21 protein-coding genes and 1 tRNA gene are annotated in these 22194 nt (G+C 62.7%); 12 read left to right on the forward strand and 10 right to left on the reverse strand.

Features of this window, described 5'->3' with window-relative positions; translation table 11 throughout:
• Positions 1–323: 323 nt before the first annotated feature.
• The 7 genes from V8P86_RS13900 to V8P86_RS13930 form a co-directional block, all read right to left on the reverse strand.
• A tRNA-Ile gene (locus V8P86_RS13900) sits at positions 324–397 on the reverse strand.
• A gap of 85 nt (positions 398–482) precedes the next feature.
• On the reverse strand, positions 483–1028 hold the full coding sequence (locus V8P86_RS13905) for an FxsA family protein (protein ID WP_336327885.1): 546 nt from the start codon (positions 1026–1028) through the stop codon (positions 483–485).
• 49 nt (positions 1029–1077) lie between these two features.
• Entirely contained in the window at positions 1078–2934 is a 1857-nt protein-coding gene (locus tag V8P86_RS13910; RefSeq protein ID WP_336327886.1) for a cation:proton antiporter domain-containing protein, read from the reverse strand.
• A 76-nt stretch (positions 2935–3010) separates the two neighbouring features.
• Positions 3011–3871 (reverse strand): serine/threonine-protein kinase Rio1, encoded by an 861-nt coding sequence (gene rio1 / locus V8P86_RS13915; protein WP_336327887.1) that lies wholly within the window; start codon positions 3869–3871, stop codon positions 3011–3013.
• 218 nt (positions 3872–4089) lie between these two features.
• Positions 4090–4707, reverse strand: coding sequence for a diacylglycerol/polyprenol kinase family protein (locus tag V8P86_RS13920; RefSeq protein WP_336327888.1), 618 nt, complete (start codon positions 4705–4707; stop codon positions 4090–4092).
• Positions 4708–4713: 6 nt separating this feature from the next.
• Positions 4714–6456 carry a glycine--tRNA ligase gene (gene glyS / locus V8P86_RS13925; protein WP_336327889.1) on the reverse strand — a complete coding sequence of 581 codons (1743 nt, stop codon included), beginning with the start codon at positions 6454–6456 and terminating at the stop codon, positions 4714–4716.
• Positions 6453–7304, reverse strand: a complete 852-nt coding sequence (locus V8P86_RS13930; protein WP_336327890.1) for a CBS domain-containing protein — start codon at positions 7302–7304, stop codon at positions 6453–6455. The genes glyS and V8P86_RS13930 overlap by 4 nt, the downstream gene beginning before the upstream one ends.
• A 264-nt stretch (positions 7305–7568) precedes the next feature.
• Here V8P86_RS13930 and V8P86_RS13935 point away from each other — a divergent pair, with 264 nt between their 5' ends.
• Positions 7569–7733 (forward strand): DUF7556 family protein, encoded by a 165-nt coding sequence (locus V8P86_RS13935; protein WP_336327891.1) that lies wholly within the window; start codon positions 7569–7571, stop codon positions 7731–7733.
• A 112-nt stretch (positions 7734–7845) separates the two neighbouring features.
• Positions 7846–9432, forward strand: a complete 1587-nt coding sequence (gene serA / locus V8P86_RS13940; protein WP_336327892.1) for a phosphoglycerate dehydrogenase — start codon at positions 7846–7848, stop codon at positions 9430–9432.
• Between the two features lie 20 nt (positions 9433–9452).
• Here serA and V8P86_RS13945 read toward each other — a convergent pair whose 3' ends face one another.
• Positions 9453–11327, reverse strand: coding sequence for an outer membrane protein assembly factor BamB family protein (locus tag V8P86_RS13945; protein WP_336327893.1), 1875 nt, complete (start codon positions 11325–11327; stop codon positions 9453–9455).
• A 153-nt stretch (positions 11328–11480) separates the two neighbouring features.
• On the opposite strand from V8P86_RS13945, the gene V8P86_RS13950 reads away from it, so the two are divergent.
• The 10 genes from V8P86_RS13950 to V8P86_RS13995 all read left to right on the forward strand — a co-directional run bounded on the left by V8P86_RS13950 (position 11481) and on the right by V8P86_RS13995 (position 20281).
• Positions 11481–11894 (forward strand): EamA family transporter, encoded by a 414-nt coding sequence (locus tag V8P86_RS13950; RefSeq protein ID WP_336327894.1) that lies wholly within the window; start codon positions 11481–11483, stop codon positions 11892–11894.
• Positions 11895–11971: 77 nt separating this feature from the next.
• Complete coding sequence (gene mbhE, locus V8P86_RS13955) at positions 11972–14317, forward strand: hydrogen gas-evolving membrane-bound hydrogenase subunit E (RefSeq protein ID WP_336327895.1); 2346 nt, start codon at positions 11972–11974, stop codon at positions 14315–14317.
• Positions 14314–14775 (forward strand): MnhB domain-containing protein, encoded by a 462-nt coding sequence (locus V8P86_RS13960; protein WP_336327896.1) that lies wholly within the window; start codon positions 14314–14316, stop codon positions 14773–14775. The genes mbhE and V8P86_RS13960 overlap by 4 nt, the downstream gene beginning before the upstream one ends.
• Entirely contained in the window at positions 14772–15116 is a 345-nt protein-coding gene (locus V8P86_RS13965) for a sodium:proton antiporter (protein WP_336327897.1), read from the forward strand. The genes V8P86_RS13960 and V8P86_RS13965 overlap by 4 nt, the downstream gene beginning before the upstream one ends.
• Entirely contained in the window at positions 15113–16717 is a 1605-nt protein-coding gene (locus V8P86_RS13970) for a complex I subunit 5 family protein (RefSeq protein ID WP_336327898.1), read from the forward strand. The genes V8P86_RS13965 and V8P86_RS13970 overlap by 4 nt, the downstream gene beginning before the upstream one ends.
• Positions 16714–17349, forward strand: coding sequence for a Na+/H+ antiporter subunit E (locus V8P86_RS13975; RefSeq protein ID WP_336327899.1), 636 nt, complete (start codon positions 16714–16716; stop codon positions 17347–17349). The genes V8P86_RS13970 and V8P86_RS13975 overlap by 4 nt, the downstream gene beginning before the upstream one ends.
• Positions 17342–17635: an MrpF/PhaF family protein gene (locus V8P86_RS13980; protein WP_336327900.1), complete on the forward strand. Its 294-nt coding sequence runs from the start codon at positions 17342–17344 to the stop codon at positions 17633–17635. The genes V8P86_RS13975 and V8P86_RS13980 overlap by 8 nt, the downstream gene beginning before the upstream one ends.
• 28 nt (positions 17636–17663) lie before the next feature.
• Complete coding sequence (gene mnhG, locus V8P86_RS13985; protein ID WP_336327901.1) at positions 17664–18059, forward strand: monovalent cation/H(+) antiporter subunit G; 396 nt, start codon at positions 17664–17666, stop codon at positions 18057–18059.
• A gap of 65 nt (positions 18060–18124) precedes the next feature.
• Positions 18125–19273, forward strand: coding sequence for a PQQ-dependent sugar dehydrogenase (locus tag V8P86_RS13990; protein WP_336327902.1), 1149 nt, complete (start codon positions 18125–18127; stop codon positions 19271–19273).
• 42 nt (positions 19274–19315) lie between these two features.
• On the forward strand, positions 19316–20281 hold the full coding sequence (locus V8P86_RS13995) for a cation diffusion facilitator family transporter (RefSeq protein WP_336327903.1): 966 nt from the start codon (positions 19316–19318) through the stop codon (positions 20279–20281).
• Here the strand turns inward: V8P86_RS13995 and V8P86_RS14000 are convergent, their stop codons facing one another.
• Positions 20282–20866 (reverse strand): hypothetical protein, encoded by a 585-nt coding sequence (locus V8P86_RS14000; RefSeq protein WP_336327904.1) that lies wholly within the window; start codon positions 20864–20866, stop codon positions 20282–20284.
• Positions 20863–21987, reverse strand: coding sequence for a DUF3179 domain-containing protein (locus V8P86_RS14005; RefSeq protein ID WP_336327905.1), 1125 nt, complete (start codon positions 21985–21987; stop codon positions 20863–20865). Before V8P86_RS14005 ends, V8P86_RS14000 begins: the two co-directional genes overlap by 4 nt.
• Positions 21988–22194 lie beyond the last annotated feature (207 nt).

Consider the following 22194-nt stretch of genomic DNA (forward strand, 5'->3'; position numbering starts at 1 on the left):
TGGTTTCCGCGGTTTGCTTGGAGCGGAGGCAGGACCGGCAGGAGCGATCACGCGCGGCCTCGCTGTCCCTGCGGTTGATGCAGGGTTCATTACAGCGAGGGTACCGACAGTGATAGAAGACGAACTGAGAGAAGTCCGTCATCCTGCCACCTCCGGTTTATATGTGGCCGGATTGATCGCAAGACGGCGAGGGTGGCCGTTAGGTCTACTGGTGAGTAAAAAGAACCGGCAATATTTCGAGAACCCGGATACTACCGATTTACCGTGTTTGAGGTGACTGAGAACCCAAGACTGTTTGGGCTGAACATGACAAGCCGCAGACATGGGCCAACGCGGATTTGAACCGCGGACCTCCCGGTTATCAGCCGAGCGCTCAACCTAACTGAGCTATTGGCCCATTGTTCGCATCAGGTTGTACCCGAGGGCCAATGTTAAGCGTTTCTTTTCGCATGCACTCGCGGCGCTCGCTCATCACAAATTCGTCATCGATCACGGTCGTCGACTTCCTCGAAATCGACATCCTGTGCGTCGTCGAAGCCGTTGCCGTTGTCCGGATCGGCGCCGTCCGGTCCGCCGCCGACGCTCGGTCCGGACTGTCCGCCCTCGCCGTTGCCGGGGAAGCCGCCGATGTAGACGTTGCCGGTGACGAAGCCGCCGGTTTTCTCGTCCGCGTACGGGACGAGCACGTACTTTTTCAGCAGGACGCGGAACGGGTACCGCGTCACGGGGATGACGAACAACAGCCCGATTGCGTCGGTGATCAGTCCGGGCGTGAGCAGGAAGGCACCGGCGACGAGCAGCAGCGCGCCATCGATCAGTTCGTTCGTCGGCGGCTCACCCTTTGCCGCCCTGCGCTGGATCTTCCGGAGTGTGTGTCTCCCCTCGGCACGCGCGAGGAGCAGACCGATCAGTGCGGAGAGGACGACCACGAGCACGACTAAGACCCAGTTGAAATACCACCCGAAGACGACCAGCAAGATGGCATCGAGCAAGGGGATCAACAACAACAGCCCGATGAGACGGAGCATACAGACCCTTCCGTCCCCTGATAAAAACCCTTTTCGAGACTCCGAGCGATCAGTCGTGGGGGTGGAACCGCTTCATGGCCTGTCGAACCGCCTTCTCCTCGCCGATGAATGTAATGTGGTCGCCGTATTCGAGTGCATCGTCAGCGTCGGGGACGTGAGACTCGCCGTCGCGACCGATCACGGCGACGATACAGCCGTCGGGGATATCCTCGTTGACTTCTCGGATCGTCCTTCCGACCAGATCGCTGGCAGTCACCTCGATCTCCTGGACATCGTGACCGTCTCCGATCTGGTTCATCCAGTGAGAGAGTGCAGGGCGTTCGATCTCGTCGTCGATTGCCGTCGCCGTCGCAGTCGGTGAGTCGATTGCGGTCACCCCGAGCGTACTGAACGCGTCCATGTTCTCGGGTTGGTTGACCCGCGAGAGGACGTGTTCGATCCCGAATTTCGATCTGGCGAGCTGACAGACCAGCAGGTTGTCGTTGTCGGTTTGGGTCGCAGCGACCACCCGCTTGGCCTCCCTGATCCCGGCCTCACGGAGTACGTCAGGCTCGGTTCCGTCGCCCGAGACGACGGTGAAGTCCTCGCCCCGTGCTCGTGCGATCTCCTCCTCGTCGTCGTCGACGATGACGACGAACTCGCCTCTGTTCTCCAGTCGTTGTGCGAGCGCCCGGCCGACCCGGCCGCTCCCGATGATGATCGTACGCATTGGTGTCACTCCGAGTTGATCGCCGACCTGTCGCGCGAGCCCTGCTTCGACCATGACGGTCGCAAAGATCACGGCGAAGACGACGCCGACGAGAATCTGGCCCGCCTCGACGTTGCCTGCCTGTTCGAGTTCGATCGCAAACAGCGTCGCCACGCTGGCGGGGATGATCCCGCGCGGGCCGACGGCCGCGAGAAAGAACCGCTCGGATCGGTTGAACCGGTCGACGCCGGCGGTCGCAATCAGCGCAACCACCGGGCGCAAGACCAGCATGACGATCAGGACGAGCGCGATTGCACCGACCCCGAGATTGACGATTGCCCCGACATCGATAAAGGCAGCCAGCGAGACGAACACGAACGCCAGCACGATCAGCGTCGCGTTCCGGGCGAACTCTTCGAGTTCCTCTTCGTGATCCAGTTCGAGATTGCCGAGCACGATTCCGGACGTTGCCGCCGCCGCGATTCCGGCCTCGGCGGCGACGGTCTCTGCGAGTGCGAACGACCCGATTGCCGCAGACAGGATGAGAAACTCGGCGGTCCGTGTCTCTTTGCCCGGAGTGATCTCCCCCTCTAACAGCAGGTAGATGATCACCGTCGCCATGACCCCCGCCCCGACGCCGACGCTGATCCGGAAGAAAAACTCGACTACTGTCGCCTCGACGCCGAGATCGTCGAGCAACAGCGTCTCGAAGATCACGACGGCCATGATCGCGGCGGTGACGTCGTTGACGATCCCCTCCGTTTCCAGTGCGGCAGAGACGTGCTCTCGCACCCGAACGACTTCGAGAATCGGGGTGATCACCGTCGGACCGGTCGCGACCAGCAACGCTCCTGCGACCAGCGCTAACTCCCAACTCGTCCCTTCGAGAACTCTGACCGCAACGGTGGTCCCAACAAAGGTCACAACTGCTCCGATCGTGACCAGCCGCAATGCGACCGTCTCTGCTTCCCGAACGCGCTCGATTTTCAGCGCGAAGGCCCCGTCGAAGACGATAATCGCCACGCTCAATCCGACGATCGTCTCCAACCCGTTTCCGAACGTCGCCGGCGTCACGAGGCCGAGCACTTCCGGGCCCATGATGAGGCCGGCCACGAGATAGAAGATGACTGACGGAACCTGCAACCGCTGAGCGAGCAACTGGACACCTAGTCCGACGATCAGAATCGACGCGATGACAGGCAACAGTTCACTCGCCACACCGGTGAATCGTGGTGCTGAAGGTTGAAACTACTGATTACGCGCGCCGCCGACTCGATGGGGAGAGGGCGTCTCGCTATTGCTCTCTCGGTTCGGCGTGCTCGTGGATGTACGCGAGCAACTGATCGCCGTCGGTGTCAACACCCTGTCTGTTGAAAAACGCCGCGACGTTCTCGCAATCTCGTTCGAGGAAATCCTCGCTGTTTGGATGATGGATCGTCACTGCCTGGCCGACATCGATGACGTACAGTTCTGAATCCTGCACGACGACGTTGTACTCCGAGAGGTCGCCGTGGACGATGCCGGCGTCGTACAGCCGGTACATGTACTCTCTGACGACTTCGTAGGCCGTCTCTGGATTCTCGATACTGACCTCGGCCAGCCGTTTCGCTCGGCCGTCCTCGGCTCCGAGATACTCCATGACGAGGACGTTTCGCTCGACGGCGATGGGCTCTGGCACGCGGACGCCCGCCGCTCGCGCGCGCTTGAGATTCGCGAACTCCTTGCGAACCCAGCCGACGACGACAGCCTTCTTGTTGCCGGCGACCTCCTCGAAACGCGGATCTCCCTCCAGATACTCCCCCATATCGCGGAAATCCGAGGCGTTGATCCGATAGACTTTCACTGCCACCTCGTCGTCGCCGGACAGGGCGGTGTAGACGTTCGCCTCTTTGCCCGTCGAAATCGGTCCCCCAAAGGCGTCTATGTGGCCGTCTTGGACGAGTTTGTACAGCGCGCCGTAGGTCGCCTCGTCGAAGACGGATTCGGTGACTTTGAACTGGTCTGCGTCTTTGATCCGCTCGCGGAACTGGCTGAACTCCCGGTCCCGCTTGCGAGCGATGCGGTCGGCCTCGGTATCCGAGTAATCGATCTCTTCCCACTCGTCGCCCGGTCCATCGGCCTCGTCCGTGTCGAGTAACCCGTACTCCTCGTCCATCTACTCGGCGCTAACGGATCCATCCGTTAAAGAATGTCCCCGTCTGCACTCCCAGCCGTGATGGTCGTCCAACTGCCCACCCGATAGCGCAAGGAGTTGCTCTCAGCGACCAGCCTCGACGATTGCCTCTTTCTCAGTGTCGACTGCCCTGGAGGCATCCACCTCTTCGGTTGCCGTCCTGTGCGGGGTTTTCGCCGAACTACTTGGCTACTGTGGCGTCACAGTGTGGCGCTCAGTTCGATACCGAGTCTGATTCCGATGGCGGCCACGATTGGGATCGTCAGGTTGTCGTCGATGACGTAGCCGCGGATGATCGGCTTGACGCCGTCGGCGATCATGCCGGCGAGTCCGCCACAGACGACGACGATCGGAGTGGTGTAATGAAAGGGCGCGGTGATGGTCGCACAGACCAGAAACATCGCAGCCAGCGCTTTCGGTCGCTTGATCACGCGCAACTCGCCGCCGCCGACCGCCCCGCTGATCGGATCGCCCAGCGTGAGCATCACAATCGCCGGGACGGCGACCTGCGGCTCGAAACTCACGGCCGCGACGGTGCTTGAGAGCATGTACAGCACGTAGCCGGCGATGTTGTCTTCCTCGTACTCTCGGATGAGGTGGTTGAACAGCCACACGTCCAGTCCGACGATCAACCGCAGCGACTCGAGCACGATCACGCCCGCCGCGAAGATCAGATACATCGCTCTGGCCTGCCCCCACGTGATGATGTTGAGCAGATACAGAAGCGGCACTCCCGTGCCGCTGGCGTGGACGAGGCGGCGGCCAACCTCGCCGCGGAGTCGTTGTTCGAGTCGGCCGAAGGCGGTTGTGGAGGACATCCTGACTTAGAGATCCTCGAAGGACTGCTCCCCGTCACGCAGGGCGAGCAACTGTTCCGACAACTGGTCGATTGCGATTCGTTTTTGATCGGTGCTGTCCCGTTCTCGTACCGTGACCGTTCCGTCTTCGAGTGTGTCGTAATCGACGGTCACGCAAAACGGCGTCCCGACCTCGTCCTGTCGGCGGTACCGCCGCCCGATTGCGCCGGAATCGTCGTAGCTCACCTCTAACCCTGCGGCTCGCAGCTCCCGGGCCAACTCCTGGGCCTGCTCTGCGAGGCCGTCCTTGTCCATCAGCGGGAAGACACCGACCGTCGTCGGCGCTGTCTCCGGCGGCAGGGAGAGATAGGTCCGCTGTTCGCCGTCGACTTCGTCCTCCTCGTACGCGTGTGCGAGGACGGTATAGATCAGCCGGTCAACGCCGAAGGACGGCTCGACTGTGTGCGGGGTCACGTGCTCGCCGGACTCGGTGACCTCTTCGACCGCGAAGCCAGTCTGCTCGACTGGTACCTCGTAGGACTCGCCGTCGACGCTCACCTCGACGCTGTCGCCGTCGAAGGCGTCGGGGTCGCGCTCGGCAAGCGCTTCGAGTTCGTCGGCAATCGCGCCCGCAGCGCCGCCGAACTCGGGGCCGAGTGCGCTCATGTCGGGATCGACGGTGGGTTTCTCGACGGTGACGGGTTCGTCGTACTGCTTGAACACCGAGTACTCCTCGCCGGAGTGTTTCTCGTGTTTGGCGAGGTCGTAATCGCCGCGGTAGGCGAAACCGGTCACCTCGATCCAGTCGCCGTCGATTTCGGTCTCGGCGTCCCAGCAGTCAGAGGCGTAGTGTGCGAGTTCGCCCGGGAGGTGCTGGCGGTAGCGGAACCGATCCATGTCGACGCCGATGCGCTCGTACCAGCCCTTCGAGACGCCGAGATAGTAGGCGACCCACTCGCTGGCGACAACGCCTTCGTCGACGGCTTCGCGGACGGTCAACTCCTGCATCTCGCCGTCGTCTGCCTGCTGTTGTTCGACGGAGTACAGTGGCAGGACAACGTCTTCGACCCGTTCGAGCGGTGGTTCGTCCTCCTCGGGATCGATGAAGTGTTCCAGTTCGGCCTGTGTGAACTCCCGGACGCGAACGAGTGCCTTCCGCGGGCTGATTTCGTTTCGGTAGGCCCGACCGATCTGTGTCACGCCGAAGGGGAGCTGATTGCGGGCGTACTCGGCGAGTTGCGGAAATTCGACGAAGATGCCCTGTGCGGTCTCCGGGCGGAGATAACCGGGCGACGAACTGCCGGGGCCGATGTTCGTGCCGAACATGAGATTGAAATCGTCGATTGGCTCGCCCGCGAGTGCCGTCCCGCAGGTCGGGCAGTCGATGTCGTACTCGCCGAACAGGTCCTCGACTTCCGGGATGGGGAGCGCTTCGGCGTCTTCGACCTCCGAGCCGGGGGCGTCCTCGACGAGGTGGTCCGCGCGGTGGCTCTCGCCACACTCCGGACACTCGATGATCATGTCGTCGAAGCCGTCGAGGTGGCCGGAGGCCTCGAAGACGGCCTCGGGCATCACCGTCGGACCGTCGATTTCCATGTGGCCTTCGCGGGTGACGTAGCGGTCGCGCCAGGCTGACTCGATGTTCTCTTTCAGCGTCGCGCCCTGCGGGCCGTAGGTGTAAAAGCCGGCGACGCCGCCGTACGAACCCGAGGACTGCAGAAAGAAGCCTCGGCGCTTCGCCAGTTCGGTCAGGCGGTCGCCTTCACTCATCGGACGGCCTCCAGCAGATGCATGTCCTGAACGACGCCCGCGAGTTGGCCGCCGCTGACCAGTGGGATCTGCTCGATGTCGTGTTCGATCATCAGCTGGGCGACCTCCTCGACTGGCCGCTTGCGGCTGACTGTGACGACATCCTCGGTCATGAACTCCGAGACGGCCTCGGCCGGAATCTCGACGTTTCGGGTCGGCATGTACCGGTTTCCGACCGCCTTGATTCCCTCCCAGGCCCACTCGTCGTCCTGATTCGCGATCGACTCGCCGGTGTCTTCTTCGCCCTCGACGACGCGAGCAACGTCGATGATATCGACTTCGGTCACTACACCCACCATCTCGCCGTCGTCACCGAGGACGACCGCGTAGGGCACGCCGGCGAAGGAGAGTTCTCGCTCGGCGGCCGGCAGCGGCGCGCCGCTGTAGACACAGCTGGCCTCCTCACCGGCAACATCTCCGGCGAGGGTCCCCTCACCGGCCTCGCCGTGGGCGATTGCTCGAATGATATCCGTCACGGTAACGATTCCTTCGAGGGTATCGCCGTCGACGACGGGGGTTCGGCGCTCGCCGGTATCGGCCATCTGAGCGGCGACCTCGGAGAGACTCGCATCGAGTGCCGTCGTCGGGACCTCTTCGGCGAGGATTGCGAGCTGGTCCTCGTCGGGTCGTTCGATCAATGCTTTCCGCGAGATGATCCCCCGGTAAATCTCACGGCCGTCTTCGATTTTCACTGCGGGGACCGAAGAGAACTGGCGATCCTGGAGATATTCGAGGACATCGTCACGGGTACCCGGAATCTCGACCGTCACAACATCTTCGGCCGGCGTCATGATATCTTCGACGTTCATACTTGCTTCTATTCCTCACCCCACCCACTAAGTCCTTACACTTCTCTCTTGACGCTTGTCTTCGCCCCCTGGCGCTCCAGTGAAAGATCCCAGTATCGCCGCTCTACTGTCCGATCCTTTCATCATTATCATATGATCTGTTTCGCAAATATGATCTTTAGACAACTATTGTCTGACGGATGTCGTGCGATCAAGGGGTTTTTGAGATTGGTTATCACTATTGATTCCGATACGTTTATGGTTGGTTGTTACATACTCTCATACATGGAGTCGGATACTGTCGTCCAGACGGAGAGCGCGGACTCGGAAGTGATGGCAGCAGTTGAGGATGGACCACGGGAGGAGTTCATCCTCGCAGATATCAACACAGACGAGGCGTACGTAACGATGCCGCTTGAGGACGCAGCGTCACTTCCGGCCTGGCGGTAAGGGGGGATTCGAACACCTGTTTTTTCGCTGTGTGTTGTCGTTTCCCACAGCTGTCGCTGTTTCTCCGGTCGAGAAAACAAAGGTTATCTCCCCGCCATGGTTTGTGACGCCCATGAAGGTACTCGTCACCGATCCGATCGCGGAGGCTGGCATCGAACGGTTGCGCGAACAGGGCCACGAGATCGAGAAGGCCTACAACCTCTCACAGGAGGAACTGCTCGATGCTGTCGTCGACGCGAACGCGATGATTGTCCGATCTGGCACAGAGGTCACCCGCGAGGTACTCGAAGCCGCCGAGGAACTGGTCATCGTCGGTCGTGCCGGGATCGGTGTCGACAACATCGATATCGAAGCGGCGACGGACAACGGCGTCATCGTCGCCAACGCGCCGGAAGGTAACGTCCGCGCGGCCGCCGAGCACACGGTCGCGATGACATTCGCGACGGCCCGGTCGATCCCGCAGGCGCACGAACGCCTCTCGGAGGGCGAATGGGCCAAAGGTGACTTCCTCGGGACCGAAGTCAACGACAAGACGCTGGGTATCATCGGCTTCGGCCGCGTCGGCCAGGAGGTTGCGAAACGGCTGAACAACCTCGGTATGGACCTCATCGTCTACGATCCGTACATCAGCGAGGAACGCGCCGAGCAGCTCGGCGCGGAGCTTGTCGGAGACCTCAACGAGTGTCTGCGCGCGGCTGATTTCGTGACGATCCACACGCCGCTGACCGAAGAGACCGAGAACATGATCGGCGCGGAGGAACTCGCCCAACTCGAAGGCGGCTACGTGATCAACTGCGCCCGCGGAGGCATCGTCGACGAAGCCGCACTCGCCGAAGCCGTCGACGACGGTATTCTCAGCGGGGCTGCGGTCGACGTCTTCGCTCAGGAGCCTGTCGAACGGGACAACCCGCTTCTGTGGGTCGAAGATATCATCGTCACGCCGCATCTCGGGGCCTCCACCGAGGCCGCACAGGAGAACGTCGCCACCGAGACTGCCGAGCAGATCCTCGCTGCCTTCGAGGAAGAGCCGGTGATGAACGCCCTGAACGCCCCGTCGGTCGACGAGAGTTCCTTCCCGAAAATCGAGCCGTACATCGATCTCGCTGATACCGCGGGCAAGATCGCTGTCCAACTGTTCGACCAGCGCGTCGAGGAAGTCGATGTCGAGTACTTCGGCGACATCGCCGACGAAGATGTCGACCTCGTCACCGCGAGTGCACTCAAGGGTGTCTTCGAGCCGCTCGAATGGCAGGTCAACGCCGTCAACGCGCCCCGAGTCGCCGAGCGCCGCGGGATCGACGTGACCGAATCCAAATCCCGCCAGAGCGAGGACTTCCAGTCCCGTGTGTCCGTCACCGTCAGCAACGACGAGGAAAGTGTCAGCGTTTTCGGCACACAGTTCGCAGGGGACGACCCGCGAATTATCAGCATCGACGGCTACCGCGTCGACGCCATCCCGCACGGCCACATGCTCGTCGCGCGTAACGAGGACGCGCCCGGCGTGATCGGCTTCATCGGCAGCGTGCTCGGTGACTCCGACATCAACATCGCGGGCATGTTCAACGGCCGCGAGACAATCGGCGGCGAGGCACTGTCGGTCTACAACCTCGACGACCCAGTTCCGGAGGACGTGCTCGACGAACTCAACGCTGACGAGCGTGTCATCGACACGAAATACATCTCGCTGAACGGCCGGTAAGAGCGTTTTCGCCGCGCGTGCTATTCGTCGTCCGGTTTCTCGCCGCTTCCATCCGAGACAGCAGCCGTCTCACTCTCTGTGGCTTCGATGGACACATCTGGTGGGTCGAGCAGCCCATCCAGCCCGTCTTCGGGCGTATCGGGCCGGCCGACCATCGTCCTGATCGTCTTGCCGGGCTCGATGGTCGACCTGAACGTGAGTTGATCGGTGAGTGTCCACCCCTCGTTGAGTGGCTGGTCCTCGAAGGCCGCCGGTCCGTCCTCGCCCAGGAGTGGCTCTTCGATGGTGACGTGTGTCAGTTCGTCGCGCGCGGATTCGATCTCGTAGGCGGTCACTGGCGATTCCAGCGTATCGTCGATGTACTTTTTAACGATGATATCCTCTCGGGCGACGGTCGCACTCTCCTCGGCGCGACCGATCACGTCGCCGACGATCACCGACCAGACGTCGGTCTCGTTGCGCTCGCTGAAGCCCGGCATCGCCGGTTGTTCGTCGTCGTCCTCGTAGAGTTTCTCGACCGGCGGTTCGTCGACGCTGAACTGGTCGGCCCACTCCGAGTTGAAGAGTAGATAGAGGCCGCCGGCGAGCAGTCCGAAGAAGCCCACGACGACGGCCGGTAAGACGAGGAAGGCGAAGGGTCCGCTGTCGGGGTTAGACAGCGGGCTGTCGTCGACGGGATTCTCACGCTGGCTTCCCGAGACGAAACTCACGTCTCCGCCTGATTCCAGTGCGTAGAGGCCGTTGTTCTCGCTCCCGAGATAGACCCGCCCGTCTGCAAGTGCTGGTGAGCCGGCGATGGTCCCCGAAGTTTCGGTGCGCCAGCGCTCCTCGCCGTCGGTCGTCAGTGCGAACACATCGTTGCCGAAGTTGGGGACGTAGACTGTCCCGTCGACGACGGCTGGTGAGGCGTTGATCTGTCGGCCGGTGTCGAACCGCCATTGTTCGTCGCCGGAGTTGACAGCGAGCGCGTACACGTTTCCGTCTCGACTTCCGACGTAGACGTGCTCTGCGGTCGCCGCCGGCGCGGTGATCGTAGCCCCGTCGGTCTCGAACTCCCACTCTACTCGACCGCTGTCGGAATCGAGCGCGTAGACGTATCCAGAGGCGCTCTGCACCGAGGTGACGTAGATCGAGCCGTTCGCGATAACCGGCGTCGACTGAATCTGCCCGGCCCCGACGGTCTGCACCCACTGCTGGTCTCCGTTCCCGTCGAGAGCGAAGACCAAACCTCCAGTGTTTGCGACGTACACTGTCACGGCACCGCCAGCGGTGACGACTGTCGGACTCCCCCAGAGTTCGACATCGTCGGCCGTCGCTTCGCCGGTGTCGAACTCCCAGCGGGTTTCTGCGCCCGTCTCCGCGTCGATGGCGTAGACGACGCCGTCCATGCTCGTCGCGTAGACGACACCGTCGTGGACGACCGGTGCGCCTCGGATCGGTCCCTCGGTGTCGAATCGCCACTGCGTCTCGCCGCTGTCGGCGTCGAGTGCGCGGAGGGTGCCGTTCTCGTTGCCGACATACACTGTTCCGTCGGCGACGGTCGGCGGCGCTTCCGAGGGGGCTCCCAGTTCGACTGGCCAGTTCTCTCGGGACTCGCCGGTGGCGGCGTCGACGGCGTGGCAGTTGCCGTCCTCGTTGGCAGCGTAGACGGTGCCGTCAGCGATGGCGACGCTCGCGCGGAAGGCCCCGCCCGCGTCGAGATACTGCCACGCACCTCCTGGATCTGAAGCGAGTCCCGTCCCGTTGGGGTTGTGTCCGGCGTGTGTCCGGTCGTAGCCGAACGTCGGCCACTCTTCGGTGACTTGCTGGGCGCTCGCGCTGTCGGCGACGGCCGCCCCGGCGGCGACGGTGCCGATCGTTCCCAGCAACTCCCGGCGCGTACATCCCGTGTCCATTATCTCCAGTTACGTGTCTGGGTTTATAACCGCGTTCTCTTCGACCCGACACGTGATCCGTTTGACATCGGCTTTTTTATTGGTCACCGTGATACTCACCGACATGCGTCACTGTCAGGGGGAGTTCGGGGGGACGAACGTGGGGGATCGGTCGTGAGCTATCTGCTGTGGGCGACGCTGGCGATGGTCTGTTACTCCTTTGCCTTCCTGTTCATGAAAGTCGCCATGCGCGACCTGCCGGCGTTTACTGTCATGCCAATCGCGGTTCTCACGCTCGCGGTCGGAGCGACCACGGTGGCACTCGCATTCGGCGACGGCTCAGTTCCGTCGGTGACCGATCGCTCGGTCCAGTTCGCGCTGGCGGCCGGCCTCTGTCTCGCCGGGGCGGTCGTCGGCTACTTCCGCGCGCTCTCGACCGGTCCCGTGAGCATCGTCGTCCCGGTCTTCGGGATGTTTCTGGTCGGCGGGGCCGTCCTCGGTATCGTCGTGCTGGGCGAGGCGGTCACGCCAAAGAAGGCCCTCGGCATCGCCTTCGGTGCGGTCGCGGTCGTTCTGATCGCCTCCTGAGGAACTCCCCGACAAGTCACTGCACCGACTGGAGTCGGTCGGCTTAAGTCGGATCTGTCCGTGGGTGCACATAATCGATGGCCGACCTCCCCGTCCTCGCCGTCGCAATCGCCCTCCCCTTCCTCGCCGCAGTCGTCACGCCGCTGCTCTATCGCCTGCTCGGCGACACCGTCGGCTACGTCGGCGCAGTCGTCGCAGCTATCTCCTTCGTCCTACTGCTCACGCAGGTCGGGGCCGACGGCACAGTCTCGGTTCCGTGGATCCCCTCGATGGACGTGGCCTTTCGGTTCACCGTCGATGCCTTCGGCCTCCTGTTCGCGCTGCTGGCAAGCGGCATCGGGATCCTGATCTTCGCGTACGCGACAGAATATATGCATGGTAAGCCCGACCTCGGACGGTTCTATATGGCCTTGCTCGCGTTCATGGGTTCGATTCTCGGCGTCGCGCTGGCGGCTGATCTCGTCTTGCTTTTCTTGTTCTGGGAACTCACGAGCGTCTGCTCGTTCGTCCTGATTGGCTACTACACTGAAGACGCGGAATCGCAGTACTCCGCACGGATGGCGATGGTCATCACCGTCGGCGGTGGTCTCTGTCTGCTCGTCGGCATCCTGCTCGTCGGCGTCGGCGCTGCGGCGGCCGGACTGGAGCCGTTCGATCTCGCGGCGATTCTCGCAAACAGCGGCGAGGTGGCCGACGCGCTGCGGGCCGAGGGAATTTTCGTTCCCGCCTTAGCGCTGATCGCCGTCGCCGCCGCCGCCAAATCCGCTCAGGTCCCGCTGTACTTCTGGCTGCCGGGCGCGATGGTCGCGCCGACGCCCGTCTCCGCATTCCTCCACTCGGCGACGATGGTCAAAGTCGGGGTGTACGCACTCGGTCGGGTCCGCCCGCTCTTTCACGGCCCCGAGTGGATGGCTCTCGTTGCAACCCTTGGGATGGTGACGATGACCGTCGGCGCGATTCTTGCGGTCATCTCGACGGACATCAAGGAACTGCTGGCGTACTCGACGGCCAGCCATCTCGGTCTGATGGTCGCCGCCTTCGGCTTCGAATCACACTACGGCGCGGAGGCTGGCGTCTTTCATCTGCTCAACCACGCGCTGTTCAAGGCCGCGTTATTCCTCGTCGCGGGGATCATCGCCCACGAGGCCGGCACGCGCGCCATCAGCGAACTCGGTGGCCTGCGCGAGGATCTGCCCATCACCGCCGGAATCACGATGCTCTCGGCGCTGAGTATGGCCGGTATCCCGCCGTTCAACGGTTTCTACTCCAAGGAGATCCTCTTCGAGGCCGCGTGGGAGGCCGCCGTCCATGGCGGCGGACTCCTCTGGCTCTATCCCGCGACGGCGGTCTTCGCGAGCATCTTCACGGTGCTGTACTCGCTGCGATTCCTCTGGCTCTTCTTCGGTGAACGGCCCGACGGACTCGGCGACGTTCACCGGGCGCCGCTCGGTCTCGTCGCCCCGCCTGCAGTGCTGGCCCTCGGCGTCGTGATCGTCAGCGTCGTTCCGGACGTGCCAATCGACCTGTTGGTCAACGACGCCGCAAGCGCGACGGCGGTAAGTGAAGTCGAGATTCACGCCGGCATCCCGACACACCTCTCCGGCCCGGTCGTGATGAGCATGATTACGATCGCCGTCGGCGTCGCCGCCTTTCCCTTCTACGATCGGATCGGCGAGGGAATCGGTCGGGTCCGCGCGGCGACGACGGCCGTCCATCCGACGACGGTCTACGACGGCGCGCTGGCGGCGACAGACCGGGTGAGCACACTCGTCGCTGCTCGCGTGCAGAACGGACTCATTCGGACGTACGTCTGGTGGGTGCTGCTGTCGACCTGTGTGCTGACGATTGCTGGCTTCGCGACGACCGCTATCGGGCTTCCGACGCCCGCCGTCGCCGAGACGCCGGTGTCGCTCGTGCTGGTCCTCGGCGTGGCCATCGTCGCCGCCATCGCGGTCACGACCGCCGAAAGTCACGTGACGGGCGTGCTCACGCTGGGGATTCTCGGTTTCATGGTCGCGATCTTCTACATCCTCGCTAGCGGAGCGGACCTGGCGCTCACCCAACTCGTGGTCGAGACGCTGCTCCTCCTGATTTTCCTGCTCGTTCTGGAGGAGTTACCGGCGTACTACGGGGAACTGGAGTGGTCTCGGATCGCCAGAGACGGTGTCCTCTCGGTCGTCGTCGGTGCGACGACGTTCGTTTCGGTGCTGTACGCCGCGCCGGACTCGGCCGCCGATCCGACGGAGACGGCGGCGTATTTCACGAACAACGCGATCAAAGAGGGCGGCGGTGCGAATATCGTCAACGTGATCCTTACGGACTTCCGGGCGTTCGATACGCTCGGTGAGTCAATCGTGATCGTGCTGGCCGCCCTCTCGGTACTGGTCCTGCTGACGATGCGCGACAGAGGTGAGACGCGATGACGACGGTCATCATGCGGACGACCGCCCGCGTCGTCGTGCCGATCATCCTCGTCGTCGCCATCTCGCTGTTCCTCCAGGGTCACAGCCTCCCCGGCGGCGGCTTTATCGGCGGCGTTCTCACAGTCGGGGCGTTCACACTGGTCTACGTCGCCTACAACCTCGATTACCTGGAGGTCGGCGTGCTGGACCGGGAGGTCGACCGCGACCGCCACATCGGCGAGCACCGGACTGTCGCCGCCTACCGGACGCTGTTCATGTTCGGACTGGTCGTGGTCGTCGCCAGCGGATTCGCCGCGACCGTCTTCGGTCAGCCGTTTCTCTCACAGGATTACACCTACGTCCATCTGCCGCTGTTCGGCGAGGTCGAACTGGCGAGTGCGGTGATCTTCGACGTTGGGATCTACTGCGTCGTCGTCGGCGGTCTCCTGACAATTTTCTCGGTGGTGGGTGCCGAATGACGTTTGCACTCGCCGCCACGGTCGGCGTCCTCTTCACCTTCGGAACCTTCCTGCTGCTTCGAGACGACCTCGTGAAAGTGATTTGGGGGCTGGCGATTCTCTCACAGGCCGCGAACATCTACCTGATCGCGATGGGCGGCATCACCGAGGCGACCGGCGACACAGTGCCGGTGCTGGCCGACCATCACGCTCCCTTCCCCGAGACGGCCGATCCGGTCGTGCAGGCGCTGGTGTTGACGGCCATCGTCATTAGCTTCGGGATGACCGCCTTTGCGCTGGCGCTGTCGTATCGTGCCTACCAAGAGAACGGAACCATCGACGTGACGGAGTGGCCACAATGAGTTCGATTGCAATCGCCCCGATGCTGGTCGTCTTGCTCACCGGGACGGTGGCGCTTTTGGTCCGCCGCTGGCCCCGACTCCAGCAAGCCGTCAGTATTCTCGGGACGATGCTCTACGGCGGGGCCGTCGCTGTCCTCTCGTGGCGGGTCGTCTTCGCCAGCGATGGCGGTGCGGTTGCCTACCAACTCGGCGGCTGGCCCGCACCCTTCGGCATCACGCTCGTCGCCGATGCACTCTCGGCGTTTATGCTTGCGCTGACGGCGCTGGTCGCCATCTACGCCGTGATCTTCTCGGTCAGATTCATCGACGAGCGCAACCAGCGGGTCTACTACCACCCGATGTTCCAGTTTCTCCTGCTCGGGGCGACGGGCGCGCTGCTGACTGGCGACCTGTTCAACCTGTTCGTCTGGTTCGAGGTGATGTTGATGGCGAGTTACGTCTTCGTCGCCTTCTACGGTAACGCCCAGCATACCGCCGCTGCCGTCCGCTACGTCGTGCTCAACATCGTCGGCGGTGTGGTGATGCTGTTGGGAATCGGTGGCCTCTACGCGACGACCGGCACGCTGAACATGGCCGACATGGCCCGGGTTCTCGCCGAACCCGGGGCTGTGACGGAGCCAGTCGTCGGCCTCTCGGCGCTCGTGTTCGTCACGTTCGCGCTGAAAGCCGGGCTGGTCCCCTTCCAGTTCTGGGTCCCCTCGGCCTATCGGGCCGCGCCGCTGCCGGTCGTTGCCGTCTTCGCCGGTGCGACGAAGAAGGTCGGCATCTACGCGATCATCCGCCTGTATTTCACCGTCTTCGGAAACGCAAACTTCTCGACGACCGTCCCGGGAATCGCCAGCGACTCGTCGATTGCCTTCCTCGCGCCGGTGCTCGTCCTGATGGGGGTGCTGAGCATCCTCGTCGGCGGGTTCGGCGCGGTCACGCGGGACTCCTTGGAAGAACTGTTCGCCTACTCCAGTATCGGCCAGATCGGATTCATCGCAATTCCGATCGGCATCGCCGCGGCGACCACCTCCGAGTCGCTTCGACATCTCGGCATCCTCGCCGCGCTCGTGTTCGCCTTCCATCACGCGGTGACGAAAGGGCTGCTCTTTTTGTCCACCGCAGTCATCCGTGACGCCGTGGGGACGACACAGCTTTCGGATCTCGGCGGACTGGGCGACCGCTCGCCTGGATTCGCGAGTGTGATGCTCGTCGGCGGCCTCTCGCTGGTCGGTATTCCACCGCTTGCGGGCTTTTTCGGCAAACTGTTCGTTTTCGACGCCGCCGCGAGACAGTTCGCCGCGGCCGCCGGCGGCGGGGCCGAAACCGCCGCGGCCGCTGTCGGCATCCTGTTCGTCCTCGTCGTCGGTGCCGTCCTGACGATTCTCTACTCGACGCGCGCGTGGATGGGGACGTTCTGGGGAAGCCAGACGGAGACGGTGATGCGCGGACAGATCGACCGCCTCGAAGTCACACTGCTGGCGACGTTCGCGGCCATCGTCCTCGTCGTCGGTGTCGGCTTCGAACCGCTCTTTCAGTTCGCCGACGCGGCCGCGGAGGCGGCGCTGGACACCGACAGCTACGTCGATATCGTCTTTGGGGGTGAGGGGTCGTGAAGACGCGCCGCTGGCTCGTCGCGGGCCTGCTCTTCGCGGTGCTGTGGGTGTTCGTCTCCGGCCCCAAGGTCACCATTCGATCTGTCGTCACGGTCTTTATTGTCGGCCTCGCGGTCGGTCTCCCGGTCGCGTACGTCTTCCGACGACTCTACGGCGAAGAGATCGACCTCAGTCAGACGATCTCTGCGATCCCGTACGTCATTCTGTACATTCTCGTCTTCTTCAAGGAGGTGCTCGTGGCGAATGTCGACGTGGCCTACCGCGTGCTCGTCCCCGGGCGGGCACTCGAACCGCAGGTCATCCTCGTTCCGCTTCGCGTCGAGACGGCACTGGGCGTGACGACCATCGCCAACAGCATCACCATCACGCCGGGGACAGTGACGCTCGATCACGACCCCGACGAGAACGCGTTGTACGTCCACATGATCGACGGCCGCTCTCCGGATGAGGTCGTCGAACCGATTCGTCAGTGGGAAGATTACGCACTGCAAATCTTCGACGAGCGCCACTCTCCCGGCGACCCGGCCCCAGAGATCACGGTCCACCCGCCGGACCATCCGCCGGAGCCGAAGAGTATCACCGAAGAACAGCGCACGGAGCGGCTCGACGACGGAGGTGAGTCCGATGGTTGACGCGACGACGGCGACCGTCATCGACGGCGCGTTGATCCTCGTCTCCGCACTCTGTCTGCTCTGTGGCTACCGGGTCATTCGCGGCCCGACGGTCCCGGATCGGGTGGTCGGACTGGACGCCATCGCCACGAACGTCATCGCGATTGCGGTGCTGGTTGCGCTGAAGACCGACCGCGGACTGTTCGTGACCGTCAGTATCGTCCTCGCCATTATCGGCTTTCTCTCGACGGTGACGGTGGCGAAGTACATCACCGAGGGCGACATCATCACACGGAGGCAAGAATGAGCGGGCACTGTAACGGAGGGGAGAACTGATGGTCGATCTGCACGTCGTCGAGCAGGTGACGATCATCGGTCTCGTCGTCATCGGCTGCTTTTTCCTCTCTGTCGGGACGCTTGGACTGCTGCGTCTGCCCAACGTCTACAACCGGATGCACGCGACGAGCAAGCCGACGACACTGGGGACTGCGACGATTTTCCTGGCGGGATTCGTCCAGTTCGGCCCCGGCGGATCGGGACTGACCTCGCTGGTCGGCATCGTCTTCCTCTTCCTGACGGTCCCGACGGGGGCACACATGATCGCCCGCGCGGCCCAGAAGATCGGTGTTCCATTCCTCGGCAGCGTCACCTGGCCGACAAAACACCGCGACACCGATCCCGACAATCCCGCGACACACCCCGAGGGCGACGAGGCGATGCAGGAGGAGTAGCCGATCGCTGCGTCCCAGGAGCGACTGGCTCGGGTGCTTATACCGTTCGGGCGCTAACTACGCACGTGAATCGTCGCACGTTCGGAATCGGAGTCGGTGCCGGAGTCGTCGCGACGGTACTGATACTGATCGTGGTCGTCGTCGCGTCTGTGCTCATTTTTGGACTGCCGGTCGGGCAGTTTTTCGCGCCGACGGAGACCGGTGCCTCGGCCGGTCTGTCCGCAGACAACACTGATTACGAGGTGATCGCCGAGGATCTGCAGGTCCCGTGGGAGGTCGTCGTCCTCGACGACGGTCGGTATCTCGTGACCGAACGGTCCGGTGACTTGCTACTCCTTGACGATGGCGAGGAACACGTCCTCGAACAGTTCGACGAACTCGACAATCCGCCGCTCGGTGAGGGTGGACTGCTCGGCATCGCTATCCATCCCAACTTCGTGGACAACAACTACCTCTACGTCTACCAGACCGTCGACCGCGAGTCCGTCGAGAACACCGTCCGACGGTACGAGGTTGATTTCGACTCGATGGAACTCCGCAACGAGGAAGTCATCGTCGACGGCATTCCCAGTGACCGCTTTCACAACGGCGGCCGCATCGCCTTCGGTCCGGACGAGCAGCTGTACGTAACAACCGGGGACGCGACAAACTCCGATCTCGCACAGGACCGCGACTCGCTGGCCGGGAAGGTCCTCAGACTCACCGACGACGGCGAGATTCCCGAGGACAATCCCTTCGGCAACGCGGTGTACTCCTACGGCCATCGGAACCCGCAGGGACTCGCGTGGGACGATGCGGGTCGGCTCTGGGTGACCGAACACGGCGCGGACGCGAGAGACGAACTCAATCTCGTCGAGGCAGGAGAGAACTACGGCTGGCCGGCAATTCGCGGTTCGGAGACCGACCCCGACATGCGCTCGCCGATCTACCACTCCGGAGAGTATGAGACCTGGGCGCCAGCGGGAACGGCCGCCGTCGACGGGAGCGTTTTCTTCGCTGGCCTCCGCGGCGAACGCCTGTACGAGGCCGCCGTCGACGGTGAGCGTGTGAACTCCTTTACCGCCCACTTTTCCGGAGACTTCGGCAGGATCCGGGCGGTGACTGTCGGCCCCGACGAGGAGTATCTCTACTTCACGACGAGCAACACCGACGGCCGCGGCGACGCGGGCGAGGGTGACGACCGCCTGATCCGGGTGCCGCTGGCAGCGTTCTGACGGATCGAAACCGGTTTTTGCGACCACGTTGACAGGTGCCGTATGGCAGGACAGAATACAGGCGTCGTGTTGGCGGCCATGTTCGCCAACGGAGCGATTGCCGTGTTGAAGTTTTTCGGCTATCTGCTCACCGGAAGCCCGTCGATGCTCGCCGAGACCTATCACTCTATTTCCGACACCGGGAATCAGGTCTTACTGTTAATTGGGATCAAATACAGCCAGCGAGGGGCCTCTCAAATCCATCCCTACGGCTACGGAAAAGCACAGTTTTTCTTCGCGTTTCTCGTCTCGGTGCTGCTCTTTGGCGTCGCGGGCTGGGAAAGTCTGACCCACGGCATCTCCAAACTCCGAGAAGGCGGTCACGGGAGCGAGGCCAGCCAGCCCGAACTGCTCGGGATCACAATCGATATTTCGCTTCCGGTCGATCCCTTCTGGATCTCGGTTGTGATTCTGCTCGGCGCAATCGTCTTCGAGACCTACGCCTTCGTGAAGGCCCGCGCCGAACTGAAACGGCAGATGAACGAGTACGACTGGTCGGGATACCGCGAGGCGTTCGCCCAGTCCAGTGACATCACGACACTGACTGCCTTCACCGAGGATACGATCGCCCTGCTCGGACTTGTTGTCGCTCTCGTCGGCCAGACAGCCTCCCGAGTGACCGGCAATCCAGCGTACGACTCTCTCGGTGCAATCGTCATCGGCGTGTTGCTGATGGTCTTCGCACTCTTGCTCGCCGTCGAGAACAAACGGCTCATCCTCGGCGAGAGTCTCCCGACCACCATCGAATCGGACCTGCAAACCGCGATCACCGACCACGATGGCGTCGCTCACGTCGATGACTTCCGAACGATGTTCATCGGGACCGGACAGGTGCTCGTGACCGCAGACGTGAGTTTCGATTCAGGGCTCGAAACTGTCGATATCGACGAGGATATCCAGCACCTCGAATCGAAACTCGAAGAGATCGACAACCGCGTGAAACTGGTCTACATCGAACCGCAGCTCTGATCAGGTGGCTGTCGGCTCCACCTGCCGGCCGACGACAACCAGCGAGCCGACGAGCATGGCGACCGACAGCGGGAGCAGTAACTCGAAGACGACCAGCACCGCCCCCGTGATCTGGATGCCGATCAACAGGACGACGACCGGCGCACAACAGGCCGCCCCGGACAGCAGTGCGGGAACCCCGGCGACGAGACCGGCCGACCCGCTCGTGATGCCACAAGCCGTCGGCTGTCGCCAGGCGATATAAGAGACAGCGACGTTGATGCCGACGAGTATCCCGATGGCGAGCCCGATAATCGTGTTCAGGGAGAACTGGTAGGTGACGATCCCGAGTTCGAACAGCGCGACCGGTTCGTAAGTGAACGAGCCAAACGTCTGCCGGAAGAGCTGTGCTGCCGGTGTGCTGGCGATTCGGACGCCGAACGCCCCCGTCCCGGGCTGTAACATCCCAATCGCGTACAGGTATCCAAGCAGATAGAGGATCGTCACCCCGACCGCGACTGCCCGGCCGCCGCGACTCCCAAGTGAGATTCCGATCGCTCGTCTCGTCCGGCCGACAGTCTCCCTGAGGGTACCGCTCACGGTCATTCGTACAGCTCCGTGTTGGGGTAGTAGGCGAACCACGCGAACCAGTAGGCGTCGAAGGAGATGATCCGGTCGAGTGGTAGTTCGTCCGGCGGGTGTTCATCGCCGTCGGGTCCGACGAGTCGGTCGCCGTTGTGGGTAAACTCCCGCTGTTCAGGGTTTCGATAGAACCAGGCGGTGTCCAGCCGTGGATCGTGTACTGCCAGTATGGGCGTGTCGCCGAGTTGGCCGGTGAAGGTCCCGTCGTCGTGGAGTCGGTCACGGGTGACCGCGATTGCTCCCTCACTCGCTCGTGCACCGTAGACCCACTTTTTCGCGTGGAACCGGTCGTTCTCGTAGATGTTCGGAAAGATCGTGCTGTCACTGTCGTAGTAGTCGCGGGAGGCGTAGGGATCCTGGTCGTAGTTGCGAGCGTATCCGGTCTCCTCCGAGAGCACGGTCGTATCGGGATACAGCGCGGTCCACTGATCGAGCGTCGTCCAGACCACCTCGAACTCGCGGAGGGTCGCGCCGCCGTCGGTGTCGTGCCAGGGCCCCGGAATCGAGGCCGCTGCAATCTGTGGCCACCACCGCTCGGCCGCCCGGTCGTACATGATGAGGTTGTTGTTGACCAACATTCCCGAGACACCGAGGGTCGTCTCGCCGCGCTCGAATCCCTGTACTGTCCCGGTCAACGGACAGTAGGTAACACTCACCGGTGTCGATCCGAGAGTGTCGTTGACAATTTCGTGGTTGACGAGAATGTCTCGCGGATAGGCCTTCGCCTCGCCGTCGTACCGCGCGCCAAAGACGGTTGCCTCCCCGGAGAAATCGGCCTCATCGGGGGGGACGAAAGTCGGATCGTCGATTGCTGGAATGCCGTCTTTCCCAGGCCCGCCATCCGCTGCCGCCTCGCGCATCTCCTCTCGTGAAACCGGCAGCGGAAGCACCCGGTCGCCGAACGGCGGCGCGTTCGTCGGTTCGTCTGTCGGTGGGTTGGCTCCGACGAAACTGACTGTTCCGACGTCCTCACCGACGTCGACCCGTTCTCCCCCCGACCCGAGCAGCGAACAACCGGCTAACCCAACTGTCGCCGCCGTCCCGACTGCTCCGAGGAGCCGTCGGCGGGAAAGTGTATGTCCCATTGTCATTTCTTCGGTCGGTGTGCTCAAGAGAGTCCTGTGGTCGTGCACGTGGAGTACACTGTCGCTCCCAACTCGGGGTTGCACGTCGCTGTTTTCCTCTCGACAAGCTCCAAATTAACCGTTGTCTCTCGGTTTCCCTCCCGATTATCAATATTGGTTTCTGAAAATCTCTTTCCACATATCGGCCGTTTACGTAGTATTAAGTGT

It is taken from the genome of Halovenus anhuiensis, from assembly GCF_037080055.1.
Taxonomy (GTDB): domain Archaea; phylum Halobacteriota; class Halobacteria; order Halobacteriales; family Haloarculaceae; genus Halovenus.

What these genes read in the sequence shown, in the direction of transcription:
- V8P86_RS13905 (WP_336327885.1), bottom strand. Translation starts at nt 1,028, where the DNA reads ATGCTCCGTCTCATCGGGCTGTTGTTGTTGATCCCCTTGCTCGATGCC.
- rio1 (WP_336327887.1), bottom strand. Translation starts at nt 3,871, where the DNA reads ATGGACGAGGAGTACGGGTTACTCGACACGGACGAGGCCGATGGACCG.
- V8P86_RS13920 (WP_336327888.1), bottom strand. Translation starts at nt 4,707, where the DNA reads ATGTCCTCCACAACCGCCTTCGGCCGACTCGAACAACGACTCCGCGGC.
- glyS (WP_336327889.1), bottom strand. Translation starts at nt 6,456, where the DNA reads ATGAGTGAAGGCGACCGCCTGACCGAACTGGCGAAGCGCCGAGGCTTC.
- V8P86_RS13930 (WP_336327890.1), bottom strand. Translation starts at nt 7,304, where the DNA reads ATGAACGTCGAAGATATCATGACGCCGGCCGAAGATGTTGTGACGGTC.
- V8P86_RS13935 (WP_336327891.1), top strand. Translation starts at nt 7,569, where the DNA reads ATGGAGTCGGATACTGTCGTCCAGACGGAGAGCGCGGACTCGGAAGTG.
- serA (WP_336327892.1), top strand. Translation starts at nt 7,846, where the DNA reads ATGAAGGTACTCGTCACCGATCCGATCGCGGAGGCTGGCATCGAACGG.
- V8P86_RS13945 (WP_336327893.1), bottom strand. Translation starts at nt 11,327, where the DNA reads ATGGACACGGGATGTACGCGCCGGGAGTTGCTGGGAACGATCGGCACC.
- mbhE (WP_336327895.1), top strand. Translation starts at nt 11,972, where the DNA reads ATGGCCGACCTCCCCGTCCTCGCCGTCGCAATCGCCCTCCCCTTCCTC.
- V8P86_RS13960 (WP_336327896.1), top strand. Translation starts at nt 14,314, where the DNA reads ATGACGACGGTCATCATGCGGACGACCGCCCGCGTCGTCGTGCCGATC.
- V8P86_RS13965 (WP_336327897.1), top strand. Translation starts at nt 14,772, where the DNA reads ATGACGTTTGCACTCGCCGCCACGGTCGGCGTCCTCTTCACCTTCGGA.
- V8P86_RS13970 (WP_336327898.1), top strand. Translation starts at nt 15,113, where the DNA reads ATGAGTTCGATTGCAATCGCCCCGATGCTGGTCGTCTTGCTCACCGGG.
- V8P86_RS13980 (WP_336327900.1), top strand. Translation starts at nt 17,342, where the DNA reads ATGGTTGACGCGACGACGGCGACCGTCATCGACGGCGCGTTGATCCTC.
- mnhG (WP_336327901.1), top strand. Translation starts at nt 17,664, where the DNA reads ATGGTCGATCTGCACGTCGTCGAGCAGGTGACGATCATCGGTCTCGTC.
- V8P86_RS13995 (WP_336327903.1), top strand. Translation starts at nt 19,316, where the DNA reads ATGGCAGGACAGAATACAGGCGTCGTGTTGGCGGCCATGTTCGCCAAC.
- V8P86_RS14000 (WP_336327904.1), bottom strand. Translation starts at nt 20,866, where the DNA reads ATGACCGTGAGCGGTACCCTCAGGGAGACTGTCGGCCGGACGAGACGA.
- V8P86_RS14005 (WP_336327905.1), bottom strand. Translation starts at nt 21,987, where the DNA reads ATGGGACATACACTTTCCCGCCGACGGCTCCTCGGAGCAGTCGGGACG.